26 protein-coding genes are annotated in these 23,304 nt (G+C 70.2%); 12 read left to right on the top strand and 14 right to left on the bottom strand.

All coding sequences use genetic code 11. From position 1 onward, the window contains the following. Positions 1-27: 27 nt before the first annotated feature. Positions 28-645: a helix-turn-helix domain-containing protein gene (locus ABZ956_RS20020; RefSeq protein ID WP_361895092.1), complete on the bottom strand. Its 618-nt coding sequence runs from the start codon at positions 643-645 to the stop codon at positions 28-30. A 207-nt stretch (positions 646-852) separates the two neighbouring features. Beyond that, positions 853-1,743: an undecaprenyl-diphosphate phosphatase gene (locus ABZ956_RS20015; protein WP_361895089.1), complete on the bottom strand. Its 891-nt coding sequence runs from the start codon at positions 1,741-1,743 to the stop codon at positions 853-855. 391 nt (positions 1,744-2,134) lie between these two features. Here ABZ956_RS20015 and ABZ956_RS20010 point away from each other — a divergent pair, with 391 nt between their 5' ends. The 3 genes from ABZ956_RS20010 to ABZ956_RS20000 are packed head-to-tail and all read left to right on the top strand — an operon-like array spanning position 2,135 to position 4,480. Further along, positions 2,135-2,998, top strand: a complete 864-nt coding sequence (locus ABZ956_RS20010; protein WP_361895086.1) for an isocitrate lyase/PEP mutase family protein — start codon at positions 2,135-2,137, stop codon at positions 2,996-2,998. Between the two features lie 53 nt (positions 2,999-3,051). After that, positions 3,052-3,432, top strand: a complete 381-nt coding sequence (locus ABZ956_RS20005) for a hypothetical protein (protein ID WP_361895083.1) — start codon at positions 3,052-3,054, stop codon at positions 3,430-3,432. Between the two features lies 1 nt (position 3,433). Next, positions 3,434-4,480 carry a bile acid:sodium symporter family protein gene (locus tag ABZ956_RS20000; protein ID WP_361895080.1) on the top strand — a complete coding sequence of 349 codons (1,047 nt, stop codon included), beginning with the start codon at positions 3,434-3,436 and terminating at the stop codon, positions 4,478-4,480. On the opposite strand, the gene ABZ956_RS19995 is transcribed toward ABZ956_RS20000, so the two are convergent. After that, positions 4,475-5,194: a TVP38/TMEM64 family protein gene (locus tag ABZ956_RS19995; RefSeq protein WP_361895077.1), complete on the bottom strand. Its 720-nt coding sequence runs from the start codon at positions 5,192-5,194 to the stop codon at positions 4,475-4,477. The genes ABZ956_RS20000 and ABZ956_RS19995 overlap by 6 nt on opposite strands. Positions 5,195-5,415: 221 nt before the next feature. On the opposite strand from ABZ956_RS19995, the gene ABZ956_RS19990 reads away from it, so the two are divergent. Both ABZ956_RS19990 and ABZ956_RS19985 read left to right on the top strand, forming a co-directional pair. After that, positions 5,416-6,588: an elongation factor Tu gene (locus tag ABZ956_RS19990; RefSeq protein ID WP_361895074.1), complete on the top strand. Its 1,173-nt coding sequence runs from the start codon at positions 5,416-5,418 to the stop codon at positions 6,586-6,588. A 54-nt stretch (positions 6,589-6,642) separates the two neighbouring features. Continuing rightward, entirely contained in the window at positions 6,643-7,488 is an 846-nt protein-coding gene (locus ABZ956_RS19985; protein ID WP_361895071.1) for a fused MFS/spermidine synthase, read from the top strand. A 36-nt stretch (positions 7,489-7,524) separates the two neighbouring features. On the opposite strand, the gene ABZ956_RS19980 is transcribed toward ABZ956_RS19985, so the two are convergent. Then, positions 7,525-8,511, bottom strand: coding sequence for a hypothetical protein (locus ABZ956_RS19980; protein WP_361895068.1), 987 nt, complete (start codon positions 8,509-8,511; stop codon positions 7,525-7,527). Between the two features lie 83 nt (positions 8,512-8,594). Here ABZ956_RS19980 and ABZ956_RS19975 point away from each other — a divergent pair, with 83 nt between their 5' ends. After that, positions 8,595-9,047, top strand: coding sequence for a DUF4442 domain-containing protein (locus tag ABZ956_RS19975; protein WP_361895065.1), 453 nt, complete (start codon positions 8,595-8,597; stop codon positions 9,045-9,047). Between the two features lie 92 nt (positions 9,048-9,139). On the opposite strand, the gene ABZ956_RS19970 is transcribed toward ABZ956_RS19975, so the two are convergent. From ABZ956_RS19970 to ABZ956_RS19955, 4 genes are all read right to left on the bottom strand, one after another. Next, positions 9,140-9,484, bottom strand: coding sequence for a hypothetical protein (locus ABZ956_RS19970; protein ID WP_361895062.1), 345 nt, complete (start codon positions 9,482-9,484; stop codon positions 9,140-9,142). 84 nt (positions 9,485-9,568) lie between these two features. Continuing rightward, positions 9,569-11,029, bottom strand: a complete 1,461-nt coding sequence (locus tag ABZ956_RS19965; protein ID WP_361895059.1) for a hypothetical protein — start codon at positions 11,027-11,029, stop codon at positions 9,569-9,571. A gap of 16 nt (positions 11,030-11,045) precedes the next feature. Further along, positions 11,046-12,098, bottom strand: coding sequence for a glycosyltransferase family 4 protein (locus tag ABZ956_RS19960; protein WP_361895056.1), 1,053 nt, complete (start codon positions 12,096-12,098; stop codon positions 11,046-11,048). Positions 12,099-12,228: 130 nt separating this feature from the next. Further along, positions 12,229-13,146 (bottom strand): hypothetical protein, encoded by a 918-nt coding sequence (locus ABZ956_RS19955; protein WP_361895053.1) that lies wholly within the window; start codon positions 13,144-13,146, stop codon positions 12,229-12,231. A gap of 1,217 nt (positions 13,147-14,363) precedes the next feature. On the opposite strand from ABZ956_RS19955, the gene ABZ956_RS19950 reads away from it, so the two are divergent. Both ABZ956_RS19950 and ABZ956_RS19945 read left to right on the top strand, forming a co-directional pair. Then, positions 14,364-15,035: a DedA family protein gene (locus ABZ956_RS19950; RefSeq protein ID WP_361895159.1), complete on the top strand. Its 672-nt coding sequence runs from the start codon at positions 14,364-14,366 to the stop codon at positions 15,033-15,035. A gap of 212 nt (positions 15,036-15,247) precedes the next feature. Then, positions 15,248-15,781, top strand: coding sequence for a gamma carbonic anhydrase family protein (locus ABZ956_RS19945; protein WP_361895050.1), 534 nt, complete (start codon positions 15,248-15,250; stop codon positions 15,779-15,781). A 19-nt stretch (positions 15,782-15,800) separates the two neighbouring features. Here ABZ956_RS19945 and ABZ956_RS19940 read toward each other — a convergent pair whose 3' ends face one another. Beyond that, positions 15,801-16,301: a pyridoxamine 5'-phosphate oxidase family protein gene (locus ABZ956_RS19940; protein ID WP_361895047.1), complete on the bottom strand. Its 501-nt coding sequence runs from the start codon at positions 16,299-16,301 to the stop codon at positions 15,801-15,803. Between the two features lie 298 nt (positions 16,302-16,599). Here ABZ956_RS19940 and ABZ956_RS19935 point away from each other — a divergent pair, with 298 nt between their 5' ends. Then, positions 16,600-16,947, top strand: coding sequence for an STAS domain-containing protein (locus tag ABZ956_RS19935; protein ID WP_361895044.1), 348 nt, complete (start codon positions 16,600-16,602; stop codon positions 16,945-16,947). A gap of 18 nt (positions 16,948-16,965) precedes the next feature. Here ABZ956_RS19935 and ABZ956_RS19930 read toward each other — a convergent pair whose 3' ends face one another. Both ABZ956_RS19930 and ABZ956_RS19925 read right to left on the bottom strand, forming a co-directional pair. Further along, complete coding sequence (locus ABZ956_RS19930) at positions 16,966-17,172, bottom strand: hypothetical protein (protein ID WP_361895042.1); 207 nt, start codon at positions 17,170-17,172, stop codon at positions 16,966-16,968. A 24-nt stretch (positions 17,173-17,196) separates the two neighbouring features. Beyond that, positions 17,197-18,204 (bottom strand): TerC family protein, encoded by a 1,008-nt coding sequence (locus tag ABZ956_RS19925; RefSeq protein ID WP_361895039.1) that lies wholly within the window; start codon positions 18,202-18,204, stop codon positions 17,197-17,199. Positions 18,205-18,355: 151 nt separating this feature from the next. Here ABZ956_RS19925 and ABZ956_RS19920 point away from each other — a divergent pair, with 151 nt between their 5' ends. Then, positions 18,356-19,000 (top strand): carbonic anhydrase, encoded by a 645-nt coding sequence (locus ABZ956_RS19920; RefSeq protein WP_361895036.1) that lies wholly within the window; start codon positions 18,356-18,358, stop codon positions 18,998-19,000. 10 nt (positions 19,001-19,010) lie between these two features. Here the strand turns inward: ABZ956_RS19920 and ABZ956_RS19915 are convergent, their stop codons facing one another. Next, on the bottom strand, positions 19,011-19,655 hold the full coding sequence (locus tag ABZ956_RS19915; protein ID WP_361895033.1) for an L-threonylcarbamoyladenylate synthase: 645 nt from the start codon (positions 19,653-19,655) through the stop codon (positions 19,011-19,013). 259 nt (positions 19,656-19,914) lie between these two features. On the opposite strand from ABZ956_RS19915, the gene ABZ956_RS19910 reads away from it, so the two are divergent. Together ABZ956_RS19910 and ABZ956_RS19905 are read left to right on the top strand one after the other, a co-directional pair. Then, the gene (locus ABZ956_RS19910; protein WP_361895030.1) at positions 19,915-20,415 is read left to right on the top strand and encodes a SigE family RNA polymerase sigma factor; all 501 of its coding nucleotides are present in this window, start codon (positions 19,915-19,917) and stop codon (positions 20,413-20,415) included. After that, entirely contained in the window at positions 20,408-21,091 is a 684-nt protein-coding gene (locus ABZ956_RS19905; protein WP_361895027.1) for a hypothetical protein, read from the top strand. The genes ABZ956_RS19910 and ABZ956_RS19905 overlap by 8 nt, the downstream gene beginning before the upstream one ends. A gap of 55 nt (positions 21,092-21,146) precedes the next feature. Here ABZ956_RS19905 and ABZ956_RS19900 read toward each other — a convergent pair whose 3' ends face one another. Both ABZ956_RS19900 and ABZ956_RS19895 read right to left on the bottom strand, forming a co-directional pair. Then, complete coding sequence (locus ABZ956_RS19900) at positions 21,147-22,313, bottom strand: amidase domain-containing protein (protein WP_361895024.1); 1,167 nt, start codon at positions 22,311-22,313, stop codon at positions 21,147-21,149. A 224-nt stretch (positions 22,314-22,537) separates the two neighbouring features. Beyond that, a complete protein-coding gene (locus ABZ956_RS19895; RefSeq protein ID WP_361895021.1) occupies positions 22,538-23,281 on the bottom strand; it encodes a hypothetical protein in 744 nt (247 codons plus the stop codon). Positions 23,282-23,304: the final 23 nt, after the last annotated feature.

The following is a 23,304-nucleotide window of genomic DNA, read 5'->3' as shown; positions in this document are numbered from 1 at the left end:
TGGTGTTCCGCCCGGTCCCGGCGCCCGTCAGACCCCCGGAGGCGGCGGCGGGGCGCCCGGCGGGAAGCCGAGCTCCCACGCGAGCCCGTACCGCTGGAACAGCTCCGCCCGCAGCAGCTCGGCCGGCATCGGCGCGCCCGGCACCAGGATCGCCACGACCGCGCCCATCAACTGGGCCCGCAGCAGCCGGTAGTCGTTCTCCGGGTCGGCGGAGCCGTAGCGCGCCACCGTCTCGCGCAACAGGAACGCCAGCCGCTGCTGCTCCGGGCACTGGATGAAGCCCTCCGCGGTGAGGATCCCCGCCATGTGCGTACGCATCAGCCGCGGCCGCTCCCGTGCGAGAGCGAGCACCGCGTCGATCGCCCGGGCCAGCAACACGCGCCCGTCCCGCGTGCACGGCTCGCGCTCCAGGCAGGACGCCAGCTCCAGGTGCATCAGCCGGTGCACCGCGGACTGCAGCAACTGCCGCTTGCCGGGGAAGTAGTACGACACCAGCCCCCGCGCCGTACCGGCCCGGTCCGCGATGTCCGCCAGCGTCGTCGCCTCGTAACCACGCTCGTCCACCAGCTCGACGGTTGCCCGCAGCAGCCGTTCGCGGGAGCGGCGGCGCAACTCCTCGTTGGCCGCTGCGCTACGCGGTGACATGCGTTTAATCTCCTGCGTTGACTGGCTCCGAGCCAATATACTCAGGGGGCAGCCGGTTGTCCTGCCACTGAGCAGGGCGTATTCGGTATGGCCGTTGGTATCGGGCGACGCGGGGGATCGTCCGATACCAACGGCTTTTCGTCTTCCACCCCTTGGCCCTCCGCTTTTCCCTCCTGTTCCTTTCCCCCGCTTTGCCCCTTGCCCCCCTCAGCCCGCGAGCTCGCCCGCGTGCGGCGTGAGGACGCCCGCTCCGACCAGGGCGAAGAGCAGCAGCCCGAGCAGAATGCGGTAGACGACGAACGGCATGAAGCTCTTGCGGGAAACGAATCGGATGAACCATGCGATCACGGCATAGCCGACGGCGAAGGCCACCAGCGTGGCGAAGATCGTTTGCGGCCAGGAGGTGTGGCCGTCGGTCGCGTCCTTGAGTTCGAACAGGCCGGAGGCCAGGACGGCGGGGACCGCCAAGAGGAACGAGTAACGGGCCGCGGCCTCACGGGTGTAGCCGATCAGCAGGCCGCCGCTGATCGTCGCACCCGACCGGGAGACACCGGGAACGAGGGCCATGGCCTGGCATATGCCGAAGATCAGGCCGTCCCTGGTGTTCAGCAGCGTGAGGTCCTTGCGCTGCCTGACGGCGCGGTGCCGGCCCCCCTTCTCGTCCTTCTCGTCCCTCTCGTCGCGTGCCGCCAGGCGGTCGGCGATGCCGAGGACGACGCCCATGACCACCAACGTGGTCGCTATCAGCCGCAGATCACGGAACGGACCCTCGATCGCGTCCTTCAGCGCCAGGCCCAGCACGCCGATCGGTATCGAGCCGACGATCACCAGCCAGCCCATGGTGGCGTCGTGGTCCCCGCGTATCCGCCGGTGCCGCAGCGAGCGGAACCACGCGGAGACGATGCGGGTGATGTCCTTGCGGAAGTAGATGAGGACGGCGGTCTCGGTGCCGATCTGGGTGATCGCGGTGAACGCCGCGCCCGGGTCCTGCCAGTCGGCGAAGGCGGCGGTCAGCCGCAAATGAGCGCTGGAGGAGATCGGCAGAAACTCGGTCAGCCCCTGGACGAGCCCGAGGACGAAGGATTCGAACCAGCTCATGAAATCTGCGCCATCCGATAATGGTCACGGCCGGACGCCCGGCCTGTCCGTAGGTATGCATGTGGTCATATGAAGAAAGTCCGGGCGGAATCGTTCCGCCTCTTTGTGAAAATTCCCGACGCCGCCCCCGGTAATTCCTGACGCCACGTCAAGTGGCCTTCGCGCACGGCCCCGTCACCGGGCCGGTGCAGCCTAGCGGGCCCCGGGGAGGAGGAATCTCCCGGCCCATGTCCTTCATGTCCCAGGTCCGTCGTTCGGCGCATCACTCAACCAGAGCACGACCCGGTGTGTTCAGTTTGTAGGCTCTCATCTTTCTGTAAATGTATGCGCGTAGCGTTGGCCTCCGGGCCAACAATTCACGCACTGTACGTGCCTGCGTCAGGGAGAATTCATGCACTACGGCAGAGCTCTGCGCGAAGAGGTCGCCTCCGACCGGACCACGCCTCTCATCGGCATCTACGACATGTACTCGGCGTCGATCGCGGCTCGGCACTACAACGGATTCTTCGTCTCCGGTTTCGGCTTCGCCGCCTCGTACTACGGGCTGCCCGACATCGGGTTCATCGCCTGGCCGGACATGCTGGCGTTCGTCGAGCGCCTGCGCCTGGCGTTCCCCGCCCACCACCTGCTCGTGGACATCGACGACGGCTACGTCGACCCCGAAGTCGCCTGCCACGTCGTGCAACGGCTGGAACACACCGGCGCCTCCGGAGTGATCCTCGAGGACCAGAAGCGGCCCCGCCGGTGCGGCCACGCGGACGGCAAGCTGATCCTCCCGCTCGAGGAGTACCTGGAAAAGCTGAACCTGGTGCTCAGCAGCAGGAAGGACCTCCTCGTCGTGGCACGCACGGACGCCACCGAGGAGCCGGAGATCCTGCGCCGCGCCGCCGCGCTGGCGGAGACCGACGCGGACATCGTCCTGGTCGACGGCGTGCGCAGCGTGGAATGGATCCACCGCATCCGCTCGGCCATCGGGGACAAACCCCTGCTCTTCAACCAGATCGCGGGCGGCAAGTCACCGCGGCTCTCCCTGTCCGAACTGACGGACCTGGGCGTGGACGTCGCCATCTACAGCACACCCTGCCTGTTCGCCGCGCACAGCGCCATCGACGGCGCCCTGGCCGATCTGAAGCTGTCGGACGGCCGGCTGCCCGATACCCGCCGCACCGGCGCCGTCGACGTCCAGAGCTCCACCCGCCTGCTGGAGAAGAACATCAGCAGGCACCATCACACCCGGCAACCCCTCACCGTCTGACCCGCGGCACCGCCGCCATGGGCAGACACAGACGGCACAGAGCGGTGCCCGCCGTGCGCGGGCACCGCGTGATTCCGAGGGCGGGCACGGCGGGCGCCGTGGTCGCGATGGCGGCGGGCATGCTGCTCGGCGCGGACGCCGGACAGGCCGCTGCCGCCCCGGCCGCCGGCACCGGCGCGGACGACGGGCGCGGCATCATCCCCGACCGGCCCCCGCTCCTCGGCCTGTTGGTCATCGACAACTCCCACGCCGATTCCTGGCTCGAGGTCGACCGCACCCTCAACACCCTGCTCGGCGGCAGGGGAACGGCCGGCAGCGACCACGACGGGGGCGGCGGCGCCAACGACGTCATCACGCGCCCCCTCGCCGCCCCCGGGCCACTGCCGGAGCCGCCCGGCCACCCGCCGCACCACGGCACGCCAGGAGAGGACTGACATGCCCGTGCTCTCCTGGCCCGGCCGGCTGCGCGGGGCGGTCGACCCCTACGTCGCGGCGCTCCTCGGCACGGTCCTCCTGGCGACGCTGCTGCCCGCGACCGGTGGCGCCGCCACGGCGGTCGGCCACGCCGCCGACCTCGCCATCGGCCTGCTCTTCTTCCTCTACGGCACCAGGCTCTCCACCCGCGAGGCGATCGGAGGACTGCGCCAGTGGAAGCTGCACCTGGTGGTGGTGCTGAGCACCTTCGCCCTCTTCCCCCTCCTCGGGGTGGCCATCGGCGCCGTCGCACCCCTCCTGCTCACCCCGCAGCTCTACACCGGCGTGCTCTTCCTGTGCGCGGTCCCCTCGACCGTCCAGTCGTCGATCGCGCTCACCTCCACCGCCCGCGGCAACGTACCGGCGGCCATCTGCGCGGGCACCTACTCCAGCCTGCTCGGCATGGTCGCCACCCCCGTGCTCGCCGCCGTGCTGATCGGCTCCGCCGTACGGTTCTCGGCCGACGGGCTGCTGACCGTCACCACCCAGCTGCTGGCTCCCTTCCTCGCCGGACAGCTGCTGCGCCCCAAGCTCGGCGGCTTCGTCAGCCGGCACAAGCGGGTGCTCGGCCGCCTGGACCGGCTGTCGATCCTCCTCGTGGTCTACACCGCCTTCAGCCGTGGCATGGCGCAGGGCATCTGGCACCAGGTGACCCCGCTGCGGCTGGCCGGCCTGCTCCTGCTGGCCGCGACGGTGCTGGCCACGGCGCTCACGGCGACGTCGCTCGCCGCCAGGCGCCTGGGATTCGGGCGCGCGGACCGTGTCACGATCGTCTTCTGCGGCGCGAACAAGAGCCTGGCGACCGGGCTTCCGATGGCGGCAGCGCTGTTCGGGGACGGCGCCGGATTGGTGATCCTGCCGCTCATGCTCTTCCACCAGCTCCAGCTGACCGTCTGCGCGGTCATCGCCGGCCGCTGGTCCCGGCAGGCCCCCGACGGCCCCCCGCCCCCGGCCCGGCCGGCGCCGGACGTCACCCGCGGCGCGGTCAGGCCCCGAACCCGCTCATGACCCGGTGCGCACGCCCGGCCGTCGCATCCGGGACTTGCGGCGCCACGCCACCACCACGGCCGCCAGCCCGGTGATCGCGATGAAGGCCGTCGCGGCGAGGAACGTGGGGGAGGTGGGCGACGCCGCGTGGCTGCCCGCGACCACATAGGCCGCGGTGTTGGGCACGCTCCCCAGCCCCGTCGCCAGCAGAAAGGGGGCCCATCCCATCCGGGAGACCGAGGCGCAGTAGTTGGCGGCGGCGAACGGCACGCCGGGGAAGAGCCGCAGGGCCAGCATCGACCGGAAGCCGTGCCGGCTCAGTTGCCGGTCGGCGGCCTTCAGCCACCGCCCGCGCAGCAGCGGCCGCAGGGCGTCCTGCCCCAGCAGCCGCCCCAGGCCGAAGGCTATGCCCGAGCCCAGCACCGTGCCCGCGACGGCCCCCGCCGTACCCAGCGGGGCACCGAACAGCGCACCCGCCGCCAGATTCAGCACCGGCCGCGGCACGAAGGCCGCCGTGCACAGCCCGTACGCCACGGCGAACAGCACCACGGCCGTGCCGCCGGAGAGATGAGGCGGCCAGCCACCGGCGAGCAACCGCTCCGGACGGCAGAGCAGTACGGCCGCGACCGCGCCGCCGAGCAGCGTCACCAGCAGTCCCAACCGGGCCCACGGGGACAGCAGCGCACGTATGCAGCGCGTCGTGAGGCCGGGGGACAGGGCGGCGGTATCGAGCATCGAAGGAGCGTAACCGACACCGCTGTAAGGGCGATGTGATGTCACCGAGCCGGTACGGAACCACAAGAGAACGGTCACTTCTCGCCCCTTCGGCCGCCGCCGGACCGGCCCCGTGAGCACGAACGGCCGCACCGCGAAAATCATTCGACGCCTTCCGGGCCGTGCGCGAGCATCGGAGCATGTGGCGGGGCATCCATCCCGAAGAGCGCGAAGAAGGAGTCATGCCCCAGCAGGCGTACGTGCGCACCAAACCCCATCTCAACATCGGCACCCTGGGCCACGTCCACCACGGCAAGAGCACCCTGACCGCCGCCATCACCCGCGTCCTCGGCACCCGCGGCACCGCCACGTTCGTCCCCCTCGAACGTCTCGACCGGGCACCCGAGGAAGCGGCGCGCGGCGGCTCCGTCCACACCGCGCACGTCGCGTACGAGACGGACACCCGCCACTACGCTCACGCCGACCTGCCCGGCGGCATCCGCTTCGTCCCGAACATGATCGCGGGCGCGGCCCGGCTCGACGGCGCGATCCTCGTCGTCTCGGCGCTCGACGGCGTCATGCCGCAGACCGCCGAACACGTACTGCTCGCCCGCCGCGCCGGCGTCGAGCACTTCGTGGTCGCCCTCAACAAGGCCGACGTCGCCGGGCCCGAGCTCACCGAGCTCGCCGAGCTGGACGTCCGCCGCCTGCTCACCGCCCATGGCTGCGCCGGCCACCGCACCCCCGTCGTCCGGGTCTCCGCCCTGCGCGCCCTGCTGGGCGACACCCGCTGGACCGGGCCCGTCGAGGCGCTGCTGGACGCCGTCGACACCTACGTCCCCACACCGGTGCGCTACACCGACGCGCCGTTCCTGCTGCCGGTCGAGCGCGTTCTCACCGTCCGCCGGCACGGCACGGCCGTCACCGGAGTCGTCGAGAGCGGCACCGTCCGCGTGCGGGACAGCGTCGAGTTGCCCGCGGGGTTCGGCCGTGCGCGGGTCACCGGACTGCAGACCTTCCGCCGGCCCATGGAGACCGCCGAGGCCGGCGACAGGGTGGCGCTGCTGCTGCGCGGGGTGACGCACCAGCACGTGCTGCGCGGCGACGTGGTCTGCGCGCCGGGCAGCGTGACGCCGAAGCGGCACTTCACCGCCCGGGCGCGGCTGCTGACGGCGGACCGCGGTGGCCGCCGCACCCCCCTGAACACCGGCTTCCGCGCCCAGTTCCACCTGCGTACCGCCGAGGTGCCCGGCGAGGTCGACCTCGGCCTGCGCGGCACCGCCCGCCCCGGCGAGAGCGTGACCATGACGGTCGCGCTGGACCGCGCCCTCGCGCTGGAGGCCGGCCTCGGCTTCGCGCTCCGGGAAGGCGGCCGCACGATCGCGACGGGAACGGTCACCGCCGCCCTGGGCTGAGCGCGACCGTGCGGTGCGGCGCGTACGGGGCAGTCGGGTCGGCACAATAGAGGGGTGGACGAACCCATACCCGTGACCCGTGACGTCGACTGGGGCACCGCCAAGCTCATGCCCGACGTGGACCGGGCGCGGGCCTGGCTGCTGACCATCGACGGAGCGCCCCAGTCGTACGTCGACCTGGACGACCCCACCTACCTCGAGTTCGAGTACGCGCGCCGGCTCGCCCACGTCCTGGACACCGTCGCCGAGCCCGGCCGGCCGCTCGACCTGCTGCACCTGGGCGGCGGCGCCCTGACCCTGCCCCGCTACACGGCCGCCACCCGGCCCGGTTCGCGGCAGCTCGTCGTCGAGGCGGACCGGGGCCTGATCGCCCTGATCGGCGAGCACCTCCCACTGCCGGAGGGATCGGGCATCGAGGTGCGCGCGGGGGACGCGCGCGCGGTGCTGGAGGACGCCCCCGACGCCTCCGCCGACATCATCGTCGCGGACGTCTTCGGCGGCTCCCGGGTGCCCGCGCACCTCACGTCCCTGGAGTACGCCCGCACCGCGGCGCGGGTGCTGCGCCCGGACGGCCACTACACGGCGAACCTCGCCGACGGTGCCCCGTTCGACTTCCTGCGGGCCCAGGTCGCCACCTTCGCGGCGGTCTTCGCGCACCTGTGCCTGATCGCGGAGGGCCCGATGCTGCGGGGCCGCCGTTTCGGCAACGCGGTGCTGGTGGCCGCGCACACGGAACTGCCCGTGGCCGCGCTCGCCCGCCGCGCCGCCGCCGACGCCTTCCCGGCCCGGGTCGAGCACGGGGCCGCGCTCGAGCGGTTCGCCGCCGGAGCGAAGCCGGTGGGCGACGCGGAGGCGGTGGCCTCGCCCGAGCCGCCCGGCGGCGCGTTCAGCGTCGGCTGAGGCGGCGGCCGGGGCCGCCGCCACAGGGCAGGGTGGTCAGGAGGACTTCAGCGGGCGCAGCGAGCTCATGATCTTCTTGATGGTCTCGTCCGGGAGCTCCCCGTCGAAGCCCGTGGCGGCGTAGAGCACCCACGTCGCCAGGTCGCCCTTGGTGTCCTTGTACGTCACCGTGAAGGCCTTGCCGTCGGTCACGCACTTCCCGGTCTTCTTCACCCCGGTGACCGTCGCGGAGGCGGTGTAGCCGGTGATGCCGTGGTCGCTCTTGAAGGGCTGGGCCTTCGGCTCGCTGAACTTGCCGGTCTGCTTCTGGTCGAACGCCGCGTAGACCCAGTTGAGGGCCTCGATCTCGGCGGCGCTCGCCTCGCTCTTGGCGCCCTGGGCGCCCTTGGTCCCGGCGGCGCCCCGCTTGTCGTCCTTCTCGCACTCGCCCTTCTTGTACGAGGCGGTGGACGTCATCGCGACGAGGCCCTTGCCCTTGTCGTCCTCGAAGCCGTGGGTCATGGTCGGCGACTCGACCTCCCAGTCCGGCGGCACGTCGAACGCGTTGTGCCGCTTGGAGCTGATGACGGTCTTCCAGCCGGCGATCACCGGCTTGACCTCGCCGCCGGCGCGCGGGTTGTCCTCCGGGGCCTCCGCGCTCGCGCTCGCGCTCGGGGCCGCCGGCGCCGAGGCGGACGGCTGGGCGCCGCCCTTCGCCGTGGGCTCCTTGTCGTCGCCGTCGTCGCCGAGCACCACCACACCGGTGATCACGGCGGCGGCGACCACGGCGATCGCCGCGACGATGGCGATGACCGTGGTGCGCTTGTTACCGCCGCCGGTCGGCTGCGGGCCGCCGGGCGTGGCCGGGGCGGCCCACTGCGCGGGGCCGGGCTGCTGGCCGCCTGGCTGTGCGTAGGGGTTGGGCTGCTGATAGCCCGGCTGCTGGTACGGGTTGTGCTGGGGGTATCCCGGCTGCTTGTACGGGTTCTGATGAGGGTCCTGCGGGTTCGGCTCGCCCCCGGGCGCCTGCTGTCCTGGCCACATGGCCGATAACCATAGAGGGCGATGATGACATGTGTGGTCCCCGCCCCTTCACGGTTGTGCTACTGACTGGTAACTTTCGGGCCATGTCACAGACCCAGCCCTCGATCGGCGAAGCCCTCGCGGCCACCGTGCCCATGGCCCGTACCCTCAACCTCGTCTTCGAGGAGACCACCGCGGAGCGCGCCGTGGTCCGCCTGCCCGACCAGTCCGACTACCACAACCACGTCGGGGGCCCGCACGCCGGCGCGATGTTCACCCTCGCCGAGTCGGCGAGCGGCGCCATCGTCCTCGCCGCCTTCGGCGCCCAGCTCTCGCGCGCCGTGCCGCTGGCCGTCCGCGCTGAGATCGGCTACAAGAAGCTCGCCATGGGCCCCGTCACCGCCACCGCCGTGCTCGGCCGCCCGGCCGCCGACGTGATCGCCGAGCTGGACGCGGGGGAGCGCCCCGAGTTCCCGGTCCGCGTCTCGATCACGCGCGAGGACGGCGCGGAGACGGGCGAGATGACCGTGGTGTGGACCCTGCGGCCCAACGCCTAGCCCTGACGTCGGCCCCGGTGCACGGGAAGCCCCGAAGCGCGTCAGCGCCTCGGGGCTTCCTTGTGTCGGTCGTCCGGCTGTCAGCGCGCCATTCAGCTGCCGTCCACCAGATCGGCGATGACCAGTGCGGTGACGTTGCCCTTGAACACCCAGTCACGGCCCGGGCTGGCCGGCCGCAGCTGCAGCTTCGCCGACACCATGCCGCTCTTCTTGCCGCCTGTCGGCAGGCTCAGCAGAATGTGCTCGTGCCCGATGGAGTACTCGACGGGCCGCTCGTACTCGAGGACGAACGACTTCAGTGCCACATTGATGATGGGCTGGTTGTCGTCGTCCAGGCGAACCCGTCCGGGAAGGTTGAAATTCCCGCTCCCTATCTCACCGTCGATGCAGCTGCCGTTCTCCACGTAGATGTTGACCTCTTCGAGGTACAGCGCCATGATGCTTCCTCCTGAAAGTTGTGATGGTGCCGTCGATTCCCGCGGGGGAATTCCCGCCGGAAGTTCGCACTGATCCCTGGTCGTCTACTGCTTGCCCAGGACGGTGATGGACGAGGAAGGCGACGTGGCGTCGCCTATGCGGAAGGTCAGGTCCGTCTCTCCGAGCGTGGTGTTGTCGGAGGCCCTGACCGCGACCCACATCAGGGACGTGGAGCCCTTTCCGGACAGGGCCAGGTCGACTTTCCGGAAGGTGAGAGTCTGGCCGTCCGACGACAGGGTCCCGATGTACTGACCGCCCTTCTCCACGGTCAGCTGGTATCCGGGATCGCCCTCGGCGACGAACTGCAGTCGCCTTTCGCGGGGGAGGGTGACCTGGACGGTCCGCGGAGGGACCACGTCATCCTGGTCGGCCCGCAGATTCACACCCGGATATCCGGTCCGGCCGCCGCGTGTCAGCGTCACCGGGCCTCCCCTGTACACCGAGAACCGGGGCACAGGCGCCCCGACCTTCAGGTGCACCAGGCCGCCCAGCCGTGTGGTGTTCAGCTGCGCGTGGATCCGCAGGGGTCCCTCGTGGGGTCCTGCCTGCACCGCTCCCGTGGGAACGGACAGCCATCCGTCGACGTCCGTCTTGCCGGCGTACGTCAGCGTCGCCCGGCCGCCTTGTACGAAGTGGGAGCCGGTGGCGCCCGGATCCAGCAAGAGTGTCAGCTGCTGCGAGGAGAGCGGCTGGCCGGTCGCGTCCAGGACCCGCACACGGAAGCCGTCGAACGCGGTGTCCGTCGGGGCGGTGAGGGGGTTGTCCGGAGAGCTCTCCGGTGCCGTCCCGGCGATCCGGTACTCGCGCGCCGGCACGGAGAGCCGTACCGAGACACAGGCCAGTTGGGTACCGGTCGTGTACCGGTTGGCGGTGTCGTCCGCGAAGGAGAGGTACGCGTTCGTCGACTGAGCGACGAAGGACTTGCGGTACACCTTCCACTGCCGCACCCAGCTGCCGCCGGAAATCGGCACCCTCGGCGGTTCGGGGACGCTGATGTACTCCGAGTCCAGGACCTTGCCGCCGTCACGCGACATACCGTCGGTAACCCTGTAGCGCATCCTCGTGGCGTGCGGGGGCTCCTCCCCGTACCAGGGCGCACCGGCCCAGAACGTGACGTCGTACTGCGCTCCGGGCGTCAGGTCGGGGAGGAGCTGCCCGACGTACCCGTGACGGTTGTTGCCCCGGCCGATGAGGTCGATCGCGTTGCTGCCGTCGACCTGGTCTTCCGCGTCGCTCTTGGCGAAGGCGTACATGTGGGTGGAGACGTCGATGTATTGTCCCGCGTTCACACCGGGATCGGGTTGTCCGTTGGGGTTGCCGCTGCCGCCGTAGTCCCAGTACCGCAGGGATACGTTCGCGCCCTTGGCGAGCGCTTGGCTGTAGCCACACCTGCTGTCCGTGAAGACCGGACGGTGCTTGAAGTTTCCGTCCTTCACCAGGTTCGGGTTCTCTTCGTCGCTGCCGACGGCAGCCGGTTCTTTTTGTTCGGGTAAGTTCGAGGGCACGGAGATCCTCCTTCACTTATTTCGCGGAGAGGGGCGTCGACGAGTGGGGCGCACCCGCCACGCGGAACGATGTCCGTCGCTTCGCGTCGTGCAGCGACTCGACGGCGTCGCACCAGAGGGCGAGATCGGGGGTCGCGCTCAGCTCGGCGGAGCGTGCCTTCGCGCGACGGGATGCCCTCTCCCAGTTCTTCGGGTCCTTCAGCGCGCTCAGGGCGTGCATCCAGGCGTTGAGGTCGTCGCGGTAGGCGAAGATCCCTGCCTCGCCGAGGGACTCGACGAGTCCCGGGGTGGGATGGGCGATCACGGGGATGCCGGAGGCGAATGCCTCCACGGCGACGCGCCCCCAGGACTCGTACAGGCTGGGCATGAGCATCACACGGGAGCGGCTGTAGACGTGCTCCCGCATCTCGTTGCCCGGCACGCCGTCGACGATTTCGCAGTTGGGCACCCGTGCCGGCGGCGTGGTCTGCTGCCCGTAGGCGCCACGGACGCCCAGGAACTTCCAGTCCGGCGTCCAGGCGGCGATCTGCCAGAAGATGTCGCCGCCCTTGTCGGGGTTGAGGTTCACCAGGGTCGCGCAGTCGCCGGGTGTGGTGCGGTAGTCCTCCGCGATCACCGGAGGGCGGACGACGATCGTGCGCCCCGGTAGGAATTCGCGGGGGTACCGCCCGTAGTGGATCTCGCCGTCGCGCCGGATCCACTCGCTGTTGTAGACGACGAGATCGGCTCCCGCCGCGTCGTGGAAGCTGGCGGCGAAGTTGTCGTGACAGATCACGACCACGGGGATACGGCGGGCTTTGGCGAGACCCGTCACGATGGGGACGTTCTCGTATTGGGACAGGAGTACATCGGCCTTTTGGGCCTCGGCGGCGAATTCGGCTCCTTCCTGGTACGGGACGACCCGCACTCCGTCGATGTCGTAGCTCTTCTCGATGCTCCCGGGGTGCGACAACCAGACCGTCACGCGGTGGCCGCGCGCGCTCAGCGGGCGCAGCATCGAGTGGAGCATCCATTCCGAGCCCGCGTTGTGGGCCGGGGGATATCCGTAGACCCGGGCCACGATGGACATGCTCCGCGACCTGGTGGACGCGGCGAGTCGTGGCGGGCGGGCTGTCACCGTGTCCACCTGTATCTACTCCTTCGGACGAGGGCGGTGAGGGAATGTCACGAGGGCGGCGTGACGGCTGAGGGCCCGGCGGTCACCAGGACTGCGGATCCACGAGGACAGGTGTGGAAGGCGACGTGCGGTCGCCGACGCAGAAGGTCAGGTGCATCGGGTCCTTCGACGCCGGGGCGCCGTCGGGGGCATTCACCGCGACCCAGGCCGTGGACGACGACCCGATGCCCGACAGGGCCGGGTCGATGCCCTGGAAGGTGAGGGCCTGGCCGTCCGAGGACAGCGTTCCGCGGTAGGTCTTCGCGTTGCCGTGGGCGTCCTGCACGGTCAGCAGGCACGCGGTGCCGCCTTCGGCGGCGAACTGCAGTCCCTTTCCGCGGGGGAGGGCCACGTAGACGTCCTGCGGCGAGACCTTGCCGTCGTCATCGGCCCGCAGCCGCACACCCGGGTAGCCGGTGGCGCCGGCGGGCTTCAGCGTCACGTCCGGCGGCCCGCCGGCGGTCACCGAGAACGGGATGTGATCCACGACGCGGATGCACGCGGAGTCCGACGCCTGGTCGCCCACGCAGAACGTCAGCTTCGTGTTTCCCAGCCGGGCGCTGTCGGAGGCCTTCACCGCGACCCAGGCCGCGGACGCCGAACCCTTGCCCGAGAGGGCCAGGTCGACACTTTCGAAGGTGAGGGCCTGGCCGTCCGACGACTGGATCCCGCGGTAGGTCTTCGCGTTTCCGTGGGCGTCCTGCACGGTCAGCAGGTGATCGCAGCCGCCTTCGGCGACGAACCGCAGTCCCTTACCGCGGGGAAGGGACACATAGACGTCCTGCGGCGGCACTGTGCCGTCTTCGTCCGCCTGCTCCAGGCGCACTCCCGGGTAGCCGGTTTCGCCGGCGGGTGCGAGCGCCACGTCGGGCGGTCCTCCCGGAACCACCGTGAACGGCACGATGGGCCGGTCTTCAGGAGACAGCTGTTCGTCGATATGTGCGGTCTCGACAGCGGTCATTGCAGTCGTCCTTTCACTCGGGCAGTGGAATGAGGAATGCGGGGCGAAATTCGGTGGAGCGTGTCGGGCGGTATTCCGGGCGGGGATCTGCTCGGCCATTCGAGTGCGTTCTCGAGGCGACCGCCGAACACGGAGAGAAACGTACGGCGACCGGAACGCCGGGGTCAAAGCCGAAAATCGGCAAGAGCGGATCAACGCGCCAGGCGTTGTTCGCGCCCTGTCCGCTGCCGCACGGCCGGCCCGTACGGCGGGGTGGAAACGCTGCTGACCTGCGGTGATGAACGCAGTCATGGTGATCGCGAAATTTCGCAACACGCGTTGACATCAAGCGGTCTTTATCATTCCGCTTGTTCAGGATGGAGGAGAAACGCCTGGTCGGAGGCGATTCACCTGTCGTTTATGGGTTTCCGTCACAGGTGGGCCGGATCTCGTCACGATTCTCACCCCGAGTGACCATCGCGCGGCGGCCGGATTATTACGTGCCATTTCGGCGGATGAGGCCGGAATCCGCTGTGCGGTGACGACGGCACGGCCCGGCTCTTACGGGCATTCGCCCTTGTCGCAGGGCATGTTCATGGATCGCGGAGCGGAGGAAGGTGAAGCCTGAATCGTTGAAATCCGACCGAACTTCCCGCCGTTCCAACGGTTTTCGGTAGCGGCCGTATGGTGCGGCTGCCGGGGAGTTCAATCGGAATGCCAACCGGAAGCCCTATCGGCCGTTTATCGCCGCGTCGGCAGAGGGTTGTGCGTTACTTGATCGGAACGCTTCCGTGCGAGCCCTCGGTAATGTGTGCTGCGTCACCGCGAGGGCGTCCGGGGGGCGGAACGCCGCAGGTGGAGCGGTGTGACGTGGGTCTCGAGAAGTGAATCCGGCCATCGGTCGGCCGAATGGCGACGACGGAGCGCGTGTTCAGTGGATGTTTAGATCCCCGCCGATTCCCGTCCGTCGTCCCGGAGTGCTGTCCGAAAGGGAGCCGGCCCGGCGACGTGCGGAATCCACGCATGGTGCCGGCCGCACTTCAGGGACGTGGGTTGCCTAGGGGGTGCCAAGGGGTCAAAGGGTTCAAAGGGCACTGGTGCACCCCCTGCGACCGAACAAGTCGCCGCTCGCGGTCAACCGGCGGACCGCCGAGCGAGTCCTTACCTCCAGTAGGCTTCCCGCCGTGCGTCGTGTGGCGCGCGGCGGGAAGCAGGTCGTTCAACGGGAGGAACCGGCGTTGCACATCCAGGAGTGGCTCGAGACAGTTCCGGCGATAGCCGTCTACCTTCTGGTGGGCGGGGTCATCGGGCTGGAGAGCCTGGGCATCCCGCTTCCCGGTGAGATCGTCCTCGTCAGCGCCACGCTGCTGGCGGCCACCCAGGACCACATCAATCCGTACATCCTGGGTGCCTGTGCCATCGCGGGCGCGATCATCGGTGACTCGATCGGGTACCTGATCGGACGCAAGGGCGGCAAGCCGCTGCTCGCCTGGCTCGGTCGCAAATTCCCCAAGCACTTCGGCCCGCACCACGTCGCCACCGCCGAGCGGTCGTTCCAGAAGTGGGGCATGTGGGCCGTCTTCTTCGGCCGCTTCATCGCGCTGCTGCGGATCTTCGCCGGTCCGCTGGCGGGCGTGCTGAAGATGCCGTACTGGAAGTTCCTGATCGCCAACGTCCTCGGCGGCGTCGTCTGGGCCGGCGGTACGGTCGCGGTCATCTACTCCGTGGGCAAGGTCGCCGAGGAGTGGCTGAAGAAGTTCTCCTGGCTCGGCCTGGTCGCCGCCGTGCTGTTCGGCCTGGGCTCCTTCATCGTCATGCGCATCAAGGCCAAGAAGGCCGCTGCCGCGCAGGCCGCCGAGCAGGCGGCCGGGCAGCGCGTGCCCGAGCCCGAGGCCGTCGCCGCGGAGTGAGGCAGCCGCGGCCCGCTCCGGCGGCCCGCACGGAAACGGAACAGGACAAGGCCCCCGGCTCCCGCCGGGGGCCTTCGTCGTACGCCGCCCCGCACGCCGCCGTCCGTACCGCCGGGGCGACGCCCCTGTGATCTCGGCCCCAGCCGGCCGCGTACTGACGGCCCGTCGCTTACGGTGCTGTGGAGGCGAGGGCGACGGATGAGGAGTGTGCGGTGACGGAGAAAGCACTGACCTTCGGCGTGGGCGGCAAGAGCCCTGAGGTCGACCCGGCGGCGTTCGTCGCGCCGACGTCGGTCGTGGCCGGCGACGTCACCATCGCCGCGGACGCGAGCGTCTGGTACCACGCCGTGCTGCGTGCCGACTGCGGGCCGATCACGCTCGGCGCGGGCAGCAACATCCAGGACAACTGCACCGTGCACGTCGACCCCGGATTCCCGGTCGCCGTGGGGGAGCGGGTGACCGTGGGCCACAACGCGGTGCTGCACGGCTGCGTCGTCGAGGACGACGTGCTGATCGGCATGGGCGCCACCGTCCTCAACGGCGCCAGGATCGGTGCCGGTTCCCTGGTCGCCGCGCAGGCGCTCGTCCCACAGGGCATGCAGGTCCCGCCCGGCTCGCTCGTCGCGGGGGTGCCGGCCAAGGTACGGCGGGAACTGACCGCCGAGGAGCTCGAGCACATCCGGCTCAACGCCCTGATGTACCAGGAGCTGGTGAAGGCGCACCGCGAGGCGCTGGCGGAGGGCTGAGCGCCGGGCGGTGCGGGGCCTACCTGTCCTCGCGCGGTGGGCCGGCGTCGTTGCCACGGCGGAGCGTTCTCACGGGGGAGCCAGGACGCCATACCCGCACGACGAGGTCGCTGCCCTCTACCCGGGTCAGGACGGCTTCGGTGAGCTGGGTCTTGAACAGATGGAACGGTTCGGGCGGCGCGACCTCTTCGGCGTAGCGCGCGATCGTGAGGGGATCGGTTACCTCGATGGCGTGCCCGCACAGGCGCGCGTCGCCGCTGGCGGCAGCGCTGTCCGGTCCGGGATTGGCGTGGAGCGCGAAGCGCGCGTCACGGCGAATATCGTGAGCCTTGCGGGAGTTCGGCATCATGCCGAGCCACAAATGGCCGTGCCGGAAGTCCACCTCAAGGCCCGTCAAGCGCGGGGAACCGTCCTTCCGCAGCGTGGCGAGCACATGGTGTCGGTACGCCTGGAACCTGTTCTGCAGAGCTTTGGCGAAGGCGGGCTCCGCCGCCTGGAAATCTGCCCAGTCGAAAGTCATGCTCCGCAGCTAACCCTGGATATAGGACACCTCCTGTCGGGATTGCGGACTGACTCTGCCTATCCGCAAACCAAGGGTGGGCAGTCCCCGCGGCTGCCGCGGCGGTAGCAGATATATCTGTCGCGGCCGCCGGCCGGCACCCGAATCCGAGCGGGCTGCCCGGCGGCGGCCGGCAGCCCGGGGAAACAGCGTCCACCGTGCGACGGCTTTCACCGCGCTGATCCGCCGCGACACCAGGCACACTGGATAACACCGGACAGCACCGGATACGAGGCCACCCGCCAGGGAGGAGATCGCCGTGACGAACGACTCCTCTCCCGACCCGCGCGCCCCGGCAGCCGCAGGTGCGGCCGTCACGACGGCCGGCGAAGGGCAGGCCGTCCTGACGCTCTCCGGGGAGCTGGACGCGTCCAGGGTCCGGGAGCTCGAAGAGGCCCTGGCCGATTCGCGGCTGATCGTCGCCCGTGGCTGGCTCGTCGAGCTGGACGCACTCCGCCGGATGGACCTGACCTGCGCTTATGCCCTGCGTAACGCGGCCTCGCGGCTTCCGGCCCATACCCCGGTCCGGATCCGCGGTGCCAACCGCCTCGTCCGGCGGACGCTGCGGCACGTGGGCATCGACGCTCTGGCCACGCTGGAGGGCTGAGCTGCCCGGAAACACGGCTCACCAGATGTGCGGGCCGCCGCCTCGCCAGTCGATCGTCTCGGCCTCCTCAAGCCGCACATCGTCGGCCACCACCCCGGCCTTCACCAGGAGCTCGAGCAGATCGACCAGCCCGTAGGCCGTACCGAGCACACGCGTACCCACGCTCACGCGCCGGCCGCCGGACGGGGACGGCGGGTGGACGACGACGGTGGAGTGCCCGGCCACACTCCCAGCGTGCGCCCGGAGGCCCTAGGGCGCATCCCGGCCGGGCGCGCCTTTGGTTCCCGGTCCGTTCCCGCCCGTCCCACCTGCGGGTTCGTGGTGCGGTGGCGGGCGGGCGATGCTCAGCGCGACCGAGACGGCGAGGACAGTGACGATGACGGCGAGGCTGACCAGGGAGGGGATCTCCGGCACGCTCGTGCTGATCGTCTTGTGGGCCGCCTGCAGCACGAGCTTGACGCCGATGAAGGCGAGGATGAACGCGAGGCCCTTGCTGAGGTAGTGGAACCGGTCGAGCAGCCCGGCCAGCATGAAGTAGAGCGCTCGCAGGCCGAGGATGGCGAAGGCGTTGCTCGTGTAGACGATGAAGGGGTCGCTGCTGACCGCGAGGACGGCGGGCACGCTGTCCACGGCGAAGATCACGTCAGCTGCCTCGATGGCGACGACGACGGCGAGCAGCGGGGTGGCGACGCGTTTGCCGGCTTCCCTGACGAAGAACTTCGTCCCGGCGTACTCGTCCCGCACCGGAACGATCTTGCGCAGCGCGCGGACCGCGAGGCTCCGGGCCGGGTCGAAGCTGTCGTCCTCCTCCCGGAGGATCTTGTAGGTGCTGTAGAAGAGGATCGCCGCGAAGGCGAACAGAACGGCGGTGAAGCGGCTGACGACGGCCACACCCGCCGCGAGGAAGACGCCGCGGAAGACCAGCGCGCCGAGGACGCCGAAGAACAGCACCCGGTGCTGGTAGGCCCGGGGCACCCGGAAGTATCCGAAGATCAGGGCGAAGACGAAGAGGTTGTCGACCGACAGACTCTTCTCCAGCAACCACGCGGTCGTGTACTCGACGCCGGCGTCCGTGCCCACCACGAGGAACACCACGACCCCGAAGACCACCGCCAGGCCGATCCACGCCCAGCTCCACATCGCGGCCTCGCGGAAGCCGATGACGTGCGCCTGTCGATGGGCAAGCAGATCGACCGCCAGTGACACCAGCACGGCGGCGACGAACACCAACCACAGCCACAACGGCACATCGTGCATGGGCAGCGCCCTCACAGGCGGCCGACGGGGGACGACACCAGTGTGCGTCACCCCTCGGCACCGCGCTATTCAAGGGCTGGGCGGGGGGCGCCCGCTGGCGGCACCCTGGTGCCCGTGCGTTCCGGTTTCCGCAGGCCGTATGGTTTCGGCCATGACTGATAGCCAGACGTTGAAGCCTGCTGACGCTTTTGAAACGCTGATGGCCGGTAACGGGCGGTTTGTTGCCGGTTTGCCGGAGCACCCGAACCAGGATGCCGTTCGTCGTACCGAGGTGGTGCCGGCCCAGAAGCCGTTCGCCGTGGTGTTCGGGTGTTCCGACTCCCGGCTGGCCGCCGAGATCATTTTCGACCGTGGGCTGGGCGACCTGTTCGTGGTCCGTACCGCCGGGCACGTCATGGGGCCGGAGGTGCTGGGGAGCATAGAGTACGGGGCGAGTGTCCTGGGCTCCCCGCTGGTCGTGGTGCTCGGCCACGACGCGTGCGGCGCGGTGGCGGCTACCCGGTCCGCTGTCCAGGACGGCGCGACCGCGGGCGGCTACGTACGGGATGTGATCGAGCGGGTGACCCCCAGTGTGCTGGCCGCTCACGCCGCCGGGCACACCGAGGACGAGGATTTCATCGCCGAGCACATCCGGCACACCGTCGACTTGCTGCTCGACCGCTCCCGCACCCTTGCCGAGGCGGTGGAGGAGGGCCGGGTCGCGGTCGTGGGCCTGTCCTACCGGCTGGCCGACGGCACCGCCCACCTGGTCACCGCCCGTGGCCTCGACGGCGTGGAGGTCGGCTCCGCGTCGTGACGGATCGTCGTTAGCGTTCCTGCAAACCGGGCGCGATCGTGCGGAGCTGGTCCGCGCTGATCGCGCCCGCGCGCAGCAGGACGGGGGTGGCGCTGGTGATGTCCACGATCGAGGACGGCACGGCGGCCGGGGTCGGGCCCCCGTCCAGGTACACCGCCACGGCCTCGCCGAGCATCGTCCGGGCGGCGTCGCAGTCCTGAGGGGACGGCTGCCCGGTCAGGTTGGCGCTGGAGACGGCGAGCGGGCCGGTGGTGGCGAGCAGGTCGAGCGCGACGGGATGCGCGGGCATGCGCAGGGCCACCGTGCCATGGGTTTCGCCCAGGTCCCACTCGAGCGAGGGCTTGTGGCGGGCGACGAGGGTCAGCCCGCCCGGCCAGAAGGCGTCCACGAGCGCCCGCGCCTGCTGCGACACCTCGTCGACCAGGCCGTTCAGGTCGCCGGGGGAGCCGACCAGTACCGGCGAGGGCATGTTCCGCCCCCGGCCCTTGGCGTCCAGCAGGCGGCCGACTGCCTGCGGGCTGAAGGCGTCCGCCCCGACTCCATAGACGGTGTCGGTGGGCAGAACGACCAGCTCCCCACGGCGCACAGCACCCGCTGCCTCACGCACCCCGGCGGCACACTGAGATGCGTCCGAGCAGTCGAAACGACGTGACATCGCTGTTCTCCCACCGAGCGGGCCCACACGTGCCCGCAGCTGTTCCCCGGCCCGGGCGACTGCCGGGACCCTGACGTCCGTCAGGCTACCGGGGCACCGCCGGGCGGCCGACTTCTCAAGGACACCCGGTGTACCGGGGAACCTCCCGCGGAGCCAGGGCCTCTGTAAGAAGTGGGAACCCACGCAGCGCACCACACGGGGCGAAGGGGCGAGGATGCACTCGGGCGGGACCGGCAAGGACGCGGCGTTCAGTGCCTTCATGGCCGCCAGATACTCCTCCCTCGTCCGCACCGCGCGGCTGCTCACCGGCTCGCCGGCCCGGGCCGAGGACCTCGCCCAGGAGGCGCTGCTGCGCACCTACCGGGCGTGGCGGCGCATCGGCCGGGAGGAAGCGGCGGAGGCGTATACGCGCACGACCATGGTCCGGCTGCTGATGAGGGACCGGCGACGGCGCTGGAGCCTGGAGGTCCCGGCCGGCCGGTTGCCCGACGTGCCCGAGCCCGGCCATGACGATCAGGTCGCCACCCGCGTCGCCGTGCGCGAGGTGTTGCGCACGCTGCCCGCGGGACAGCGCGCGGTACTGGTGCTGCGCTACTACCACCAGCTCTCGGAGCGGGAGATCGCCAAGGCGCTCGGCTGCTCGCCCGGCACCGTCAAGAGCCGGACGGCGCGGGCGCTGGCAGCGCTGCGTACCCGGGGGTTCCTCGTCGCCGTGCCGGAGCTGGATGCGGATCAGGAGAGGGGCCGGGCCGATGACTGAGCGGCCGCACGAACCACCGTACGGAGCTGCGTACGAGCCGCATGGAGCGTGCCCCGAGGACGAGCAGGTGCGGCGGCTGCTGGCCGCGGCGGCCGAGCCGGACGGGCCGCAGCACGCCGCCCCGGGGCCGGAGTTCACGGCCCGGGCCAGGCGAGGTCTGTACCGGCGGCGAGCCGCACTCGCGGCGGCCGTCGCCGCGGTTGTCGCGGGTGTGTCGTTCGCCGTACCGGCGGCCGTCGACCGGATCCGGGACGACAGCTCGGCCGAGGTCGCTTCGGCCGATTGCGTATCCGAGACAGCGCGGACGGTCCGCTCCTACGAGGGGCGGGGATATCTGCCGCTGCGCGTCACCGTACTCACGGGGAAGCGGATCCCCATAGACGACGGCGTCACACAGGGATTCGGGTTCCGTGTGCGTGCGGGCGTGAACCTGTCCGGGGAGCCGGTCCCGCCCGGCACTCTCACTGTGTGGAACCCGTTGCATCCCGGGACGCTTCCCGGGGGCGAGGACCTCGTCCTTCTCCTGCGCCCCGCGAAGCGCCAGGGCACCAAGGGGGAACGGCTGTTTGATGTGGCGTCGCCGCACGCCTACGCCGTCACCGGCGACGACCGGGTGACGCTCCCGTGCGGTGGCAGCGTACCGATGGAACGACTGCGTGCCGCGGTGACCGCATGAGAGCGGCCGCCGCGGCACACGAGTACGGCACACGGGTACCGGGATCAGGCTCGGGTCATGTGCGGTAGGCCCAGAACGCCTGACCCTGCGCCGAGTCGGAGGTGAGGATGTCGATCAGCGGCTTGTTCTTCTTCTCACCGCCCGGCGAGCTGTGGTAGCTCAGCAGCGGCATACCGTTGGCGTTCCAGTCGAAGGCGGTGACCATCATGGTGTGGTCCGGCACGCCGACTCCGCCGTAGCCCTTGACGTCGTACTGCACGACGTCCGCGAGCAAGACGTCCCACACATTGCCCAGGTTCTTCACGCGCCCGGAGTGGTTCACCGCGAAGCGCTGCCAGTTGGTCGCCCCGCCCCAGGTGTAGCTGTGCTGGGGGCGGCAGTACCACTCACCGTCGCACCAGTCCTTCCACCACCAGGCCGAGTCGCTGCGGTACCAGCCGGAGCGCTCCTCCCAGCCGCCGGTACGCAGCGCCCAGGAGACGAAGGTGGTGCAGTCGTCGTCGTCCGGCGTGTACGGCAGCTCGCTGCGGGGCGTGAGGGCGTAGCGCAGCGCGAACTCGACCATCTTGGCGTAGTTGTAGCCACCCGGCGCCTTGACCTGGGAACCGCTCACCCGGCTCTCGCTCGCGGCCTTCCGCTTCTCCGCCGTGCTCCGCAGACCGGCTTCGAGCTTCTCGCTGATCCCCACCGCAGCCCGCATCTGGGCGGCGGACAGCTTCTTGGGTGTGCTCATCCCCGTCGGATCGTTCGTGACCAGGCCCGAGATCCGCCACTGGCCGTCGGAACGCTTGAACGTCAGGTCGTGACGGGCGCGATAGCTGTACGGCTCCGCTCCGCCACCGGCGTAGGTGTACGCGGTCCGCTCCTCGACGCCCAGCCGGGCCGTGCCCGATTCGGGGCGTTGTACGTCCCCGAGCGGGACGACCTGCGTCGAGACCGAGGAGAAGTGCACACCGGTCCGTGCGGCGAGCTGTCTCTGCTGCTCACGGGCGGTCATGCGGTCGTCGCGTACCTTCGCGAAGGCATCGGTCACGCGGAGCGCGCCCGCTGTGCCGGCGGCCTTGGCGGCGTCGCGCGATGAGGCGTCGACGCGCAGTGCGTTCTCCCCCGCGAAGTAGGTCTGGGCCAACTCCACCAGTGCGGACGTGTCGGCCGGAGTGGCCTGCGCGGGCGCGGTGGCCAGAATCCCGCCGACGATCCCGGTGGTGGCGGCAACGGCCAAGAGCCGTCGACAGTACCTGCTCTTTGTCGCCATACTTCCCCCTGCTGGCGAGCTCCCCCCGTACCTGTTCACACCCGTGGGGAGCGGAACGGCAGTTGTTGTGTGATGCGGCACGAACGTAACAAGAGCACCGACGGACCGTCATGCACACGGCAACAATGGCCGAAAGGCTTCGCCGCCGCTGTGGCCCTGTGCCACACCCGAGCCGGGCGTCGGCGTCCTGGTCAGCGGGGTTCGGTGCCGCTGTGCGGTTCGGTGAGGTCGGCGCAGGTGGTGGCCGGGCTCTTGTCCTTGGCGAGGAAGATGGTCTGCGCCATCATCCGGTACCCCGACATGCCCTCGCGCAGCGTCTCGATGGATTCCTCCGGGTGCACCGAGTCGATCACCGCGTTCGGCCCCACCGCGTTGAACTGGTGTGACACCCCGCGCGGGATCTGCATGTCCACCCAGGAGTTCGGCGGCACGATCACGTTGTGCCGGTCCCGGTGCACGCCGGTGGGCGTACCGGGGAGCACGTCGGTGAACGTGCTCAGCGGGCCGGTCCAGCCCGCCGCCGCGGGGCGCACCGTGATCGGGGAGAGGCTGGAGACCCGGATCGTGGTCTCCGGGCCCGTCATCATCCGGACGAACCGCAGCCCGGTGTGCAGGTGCATGCGTGAACAGATGTCGCGTTCGGTGGTGTCGTAGAAGTCCATCAGATAACGGTCGGCGAAGAAGCCCTCGAAGGGGGGCTCCAGCATGAAGACGTCGCCTTCCTCGAACTCCTGGGCCTGTGTGAGCGCACCGGCCGGGGTCGGGCTCGCCTCCTCCCGGCGGTGCGCCGTCCGGACCAGGCCGGCGAGGGCGTCGACCACGGCCAGGGCGACGTCCGGGGGCAGCCGCACCACCGGAGTCAGCCGGTTCCTGCCGGGATCCTGGTGCGATCGGACGTCGAGGACCTCGTCCTCGTGGTCGGGGGACTGCTTCATGCGTCCGGTCGTTTCGGGGCCGT

Origin of the sequence: Streptomyces sp. NPDC046261 (assembly GCF_040646235.1) — a bacterium.
Classification (GTDB): Bacteria; Actinomycetota; Actinomycetes; order Streptomycetales; family Streptomycetaceae; genus Streptomyces.
The sequence above is the reverse complement of the archived record's forward strand: the minus strand, read 5'-3'. Positions and strand labels throughout refer to the sequence as shown.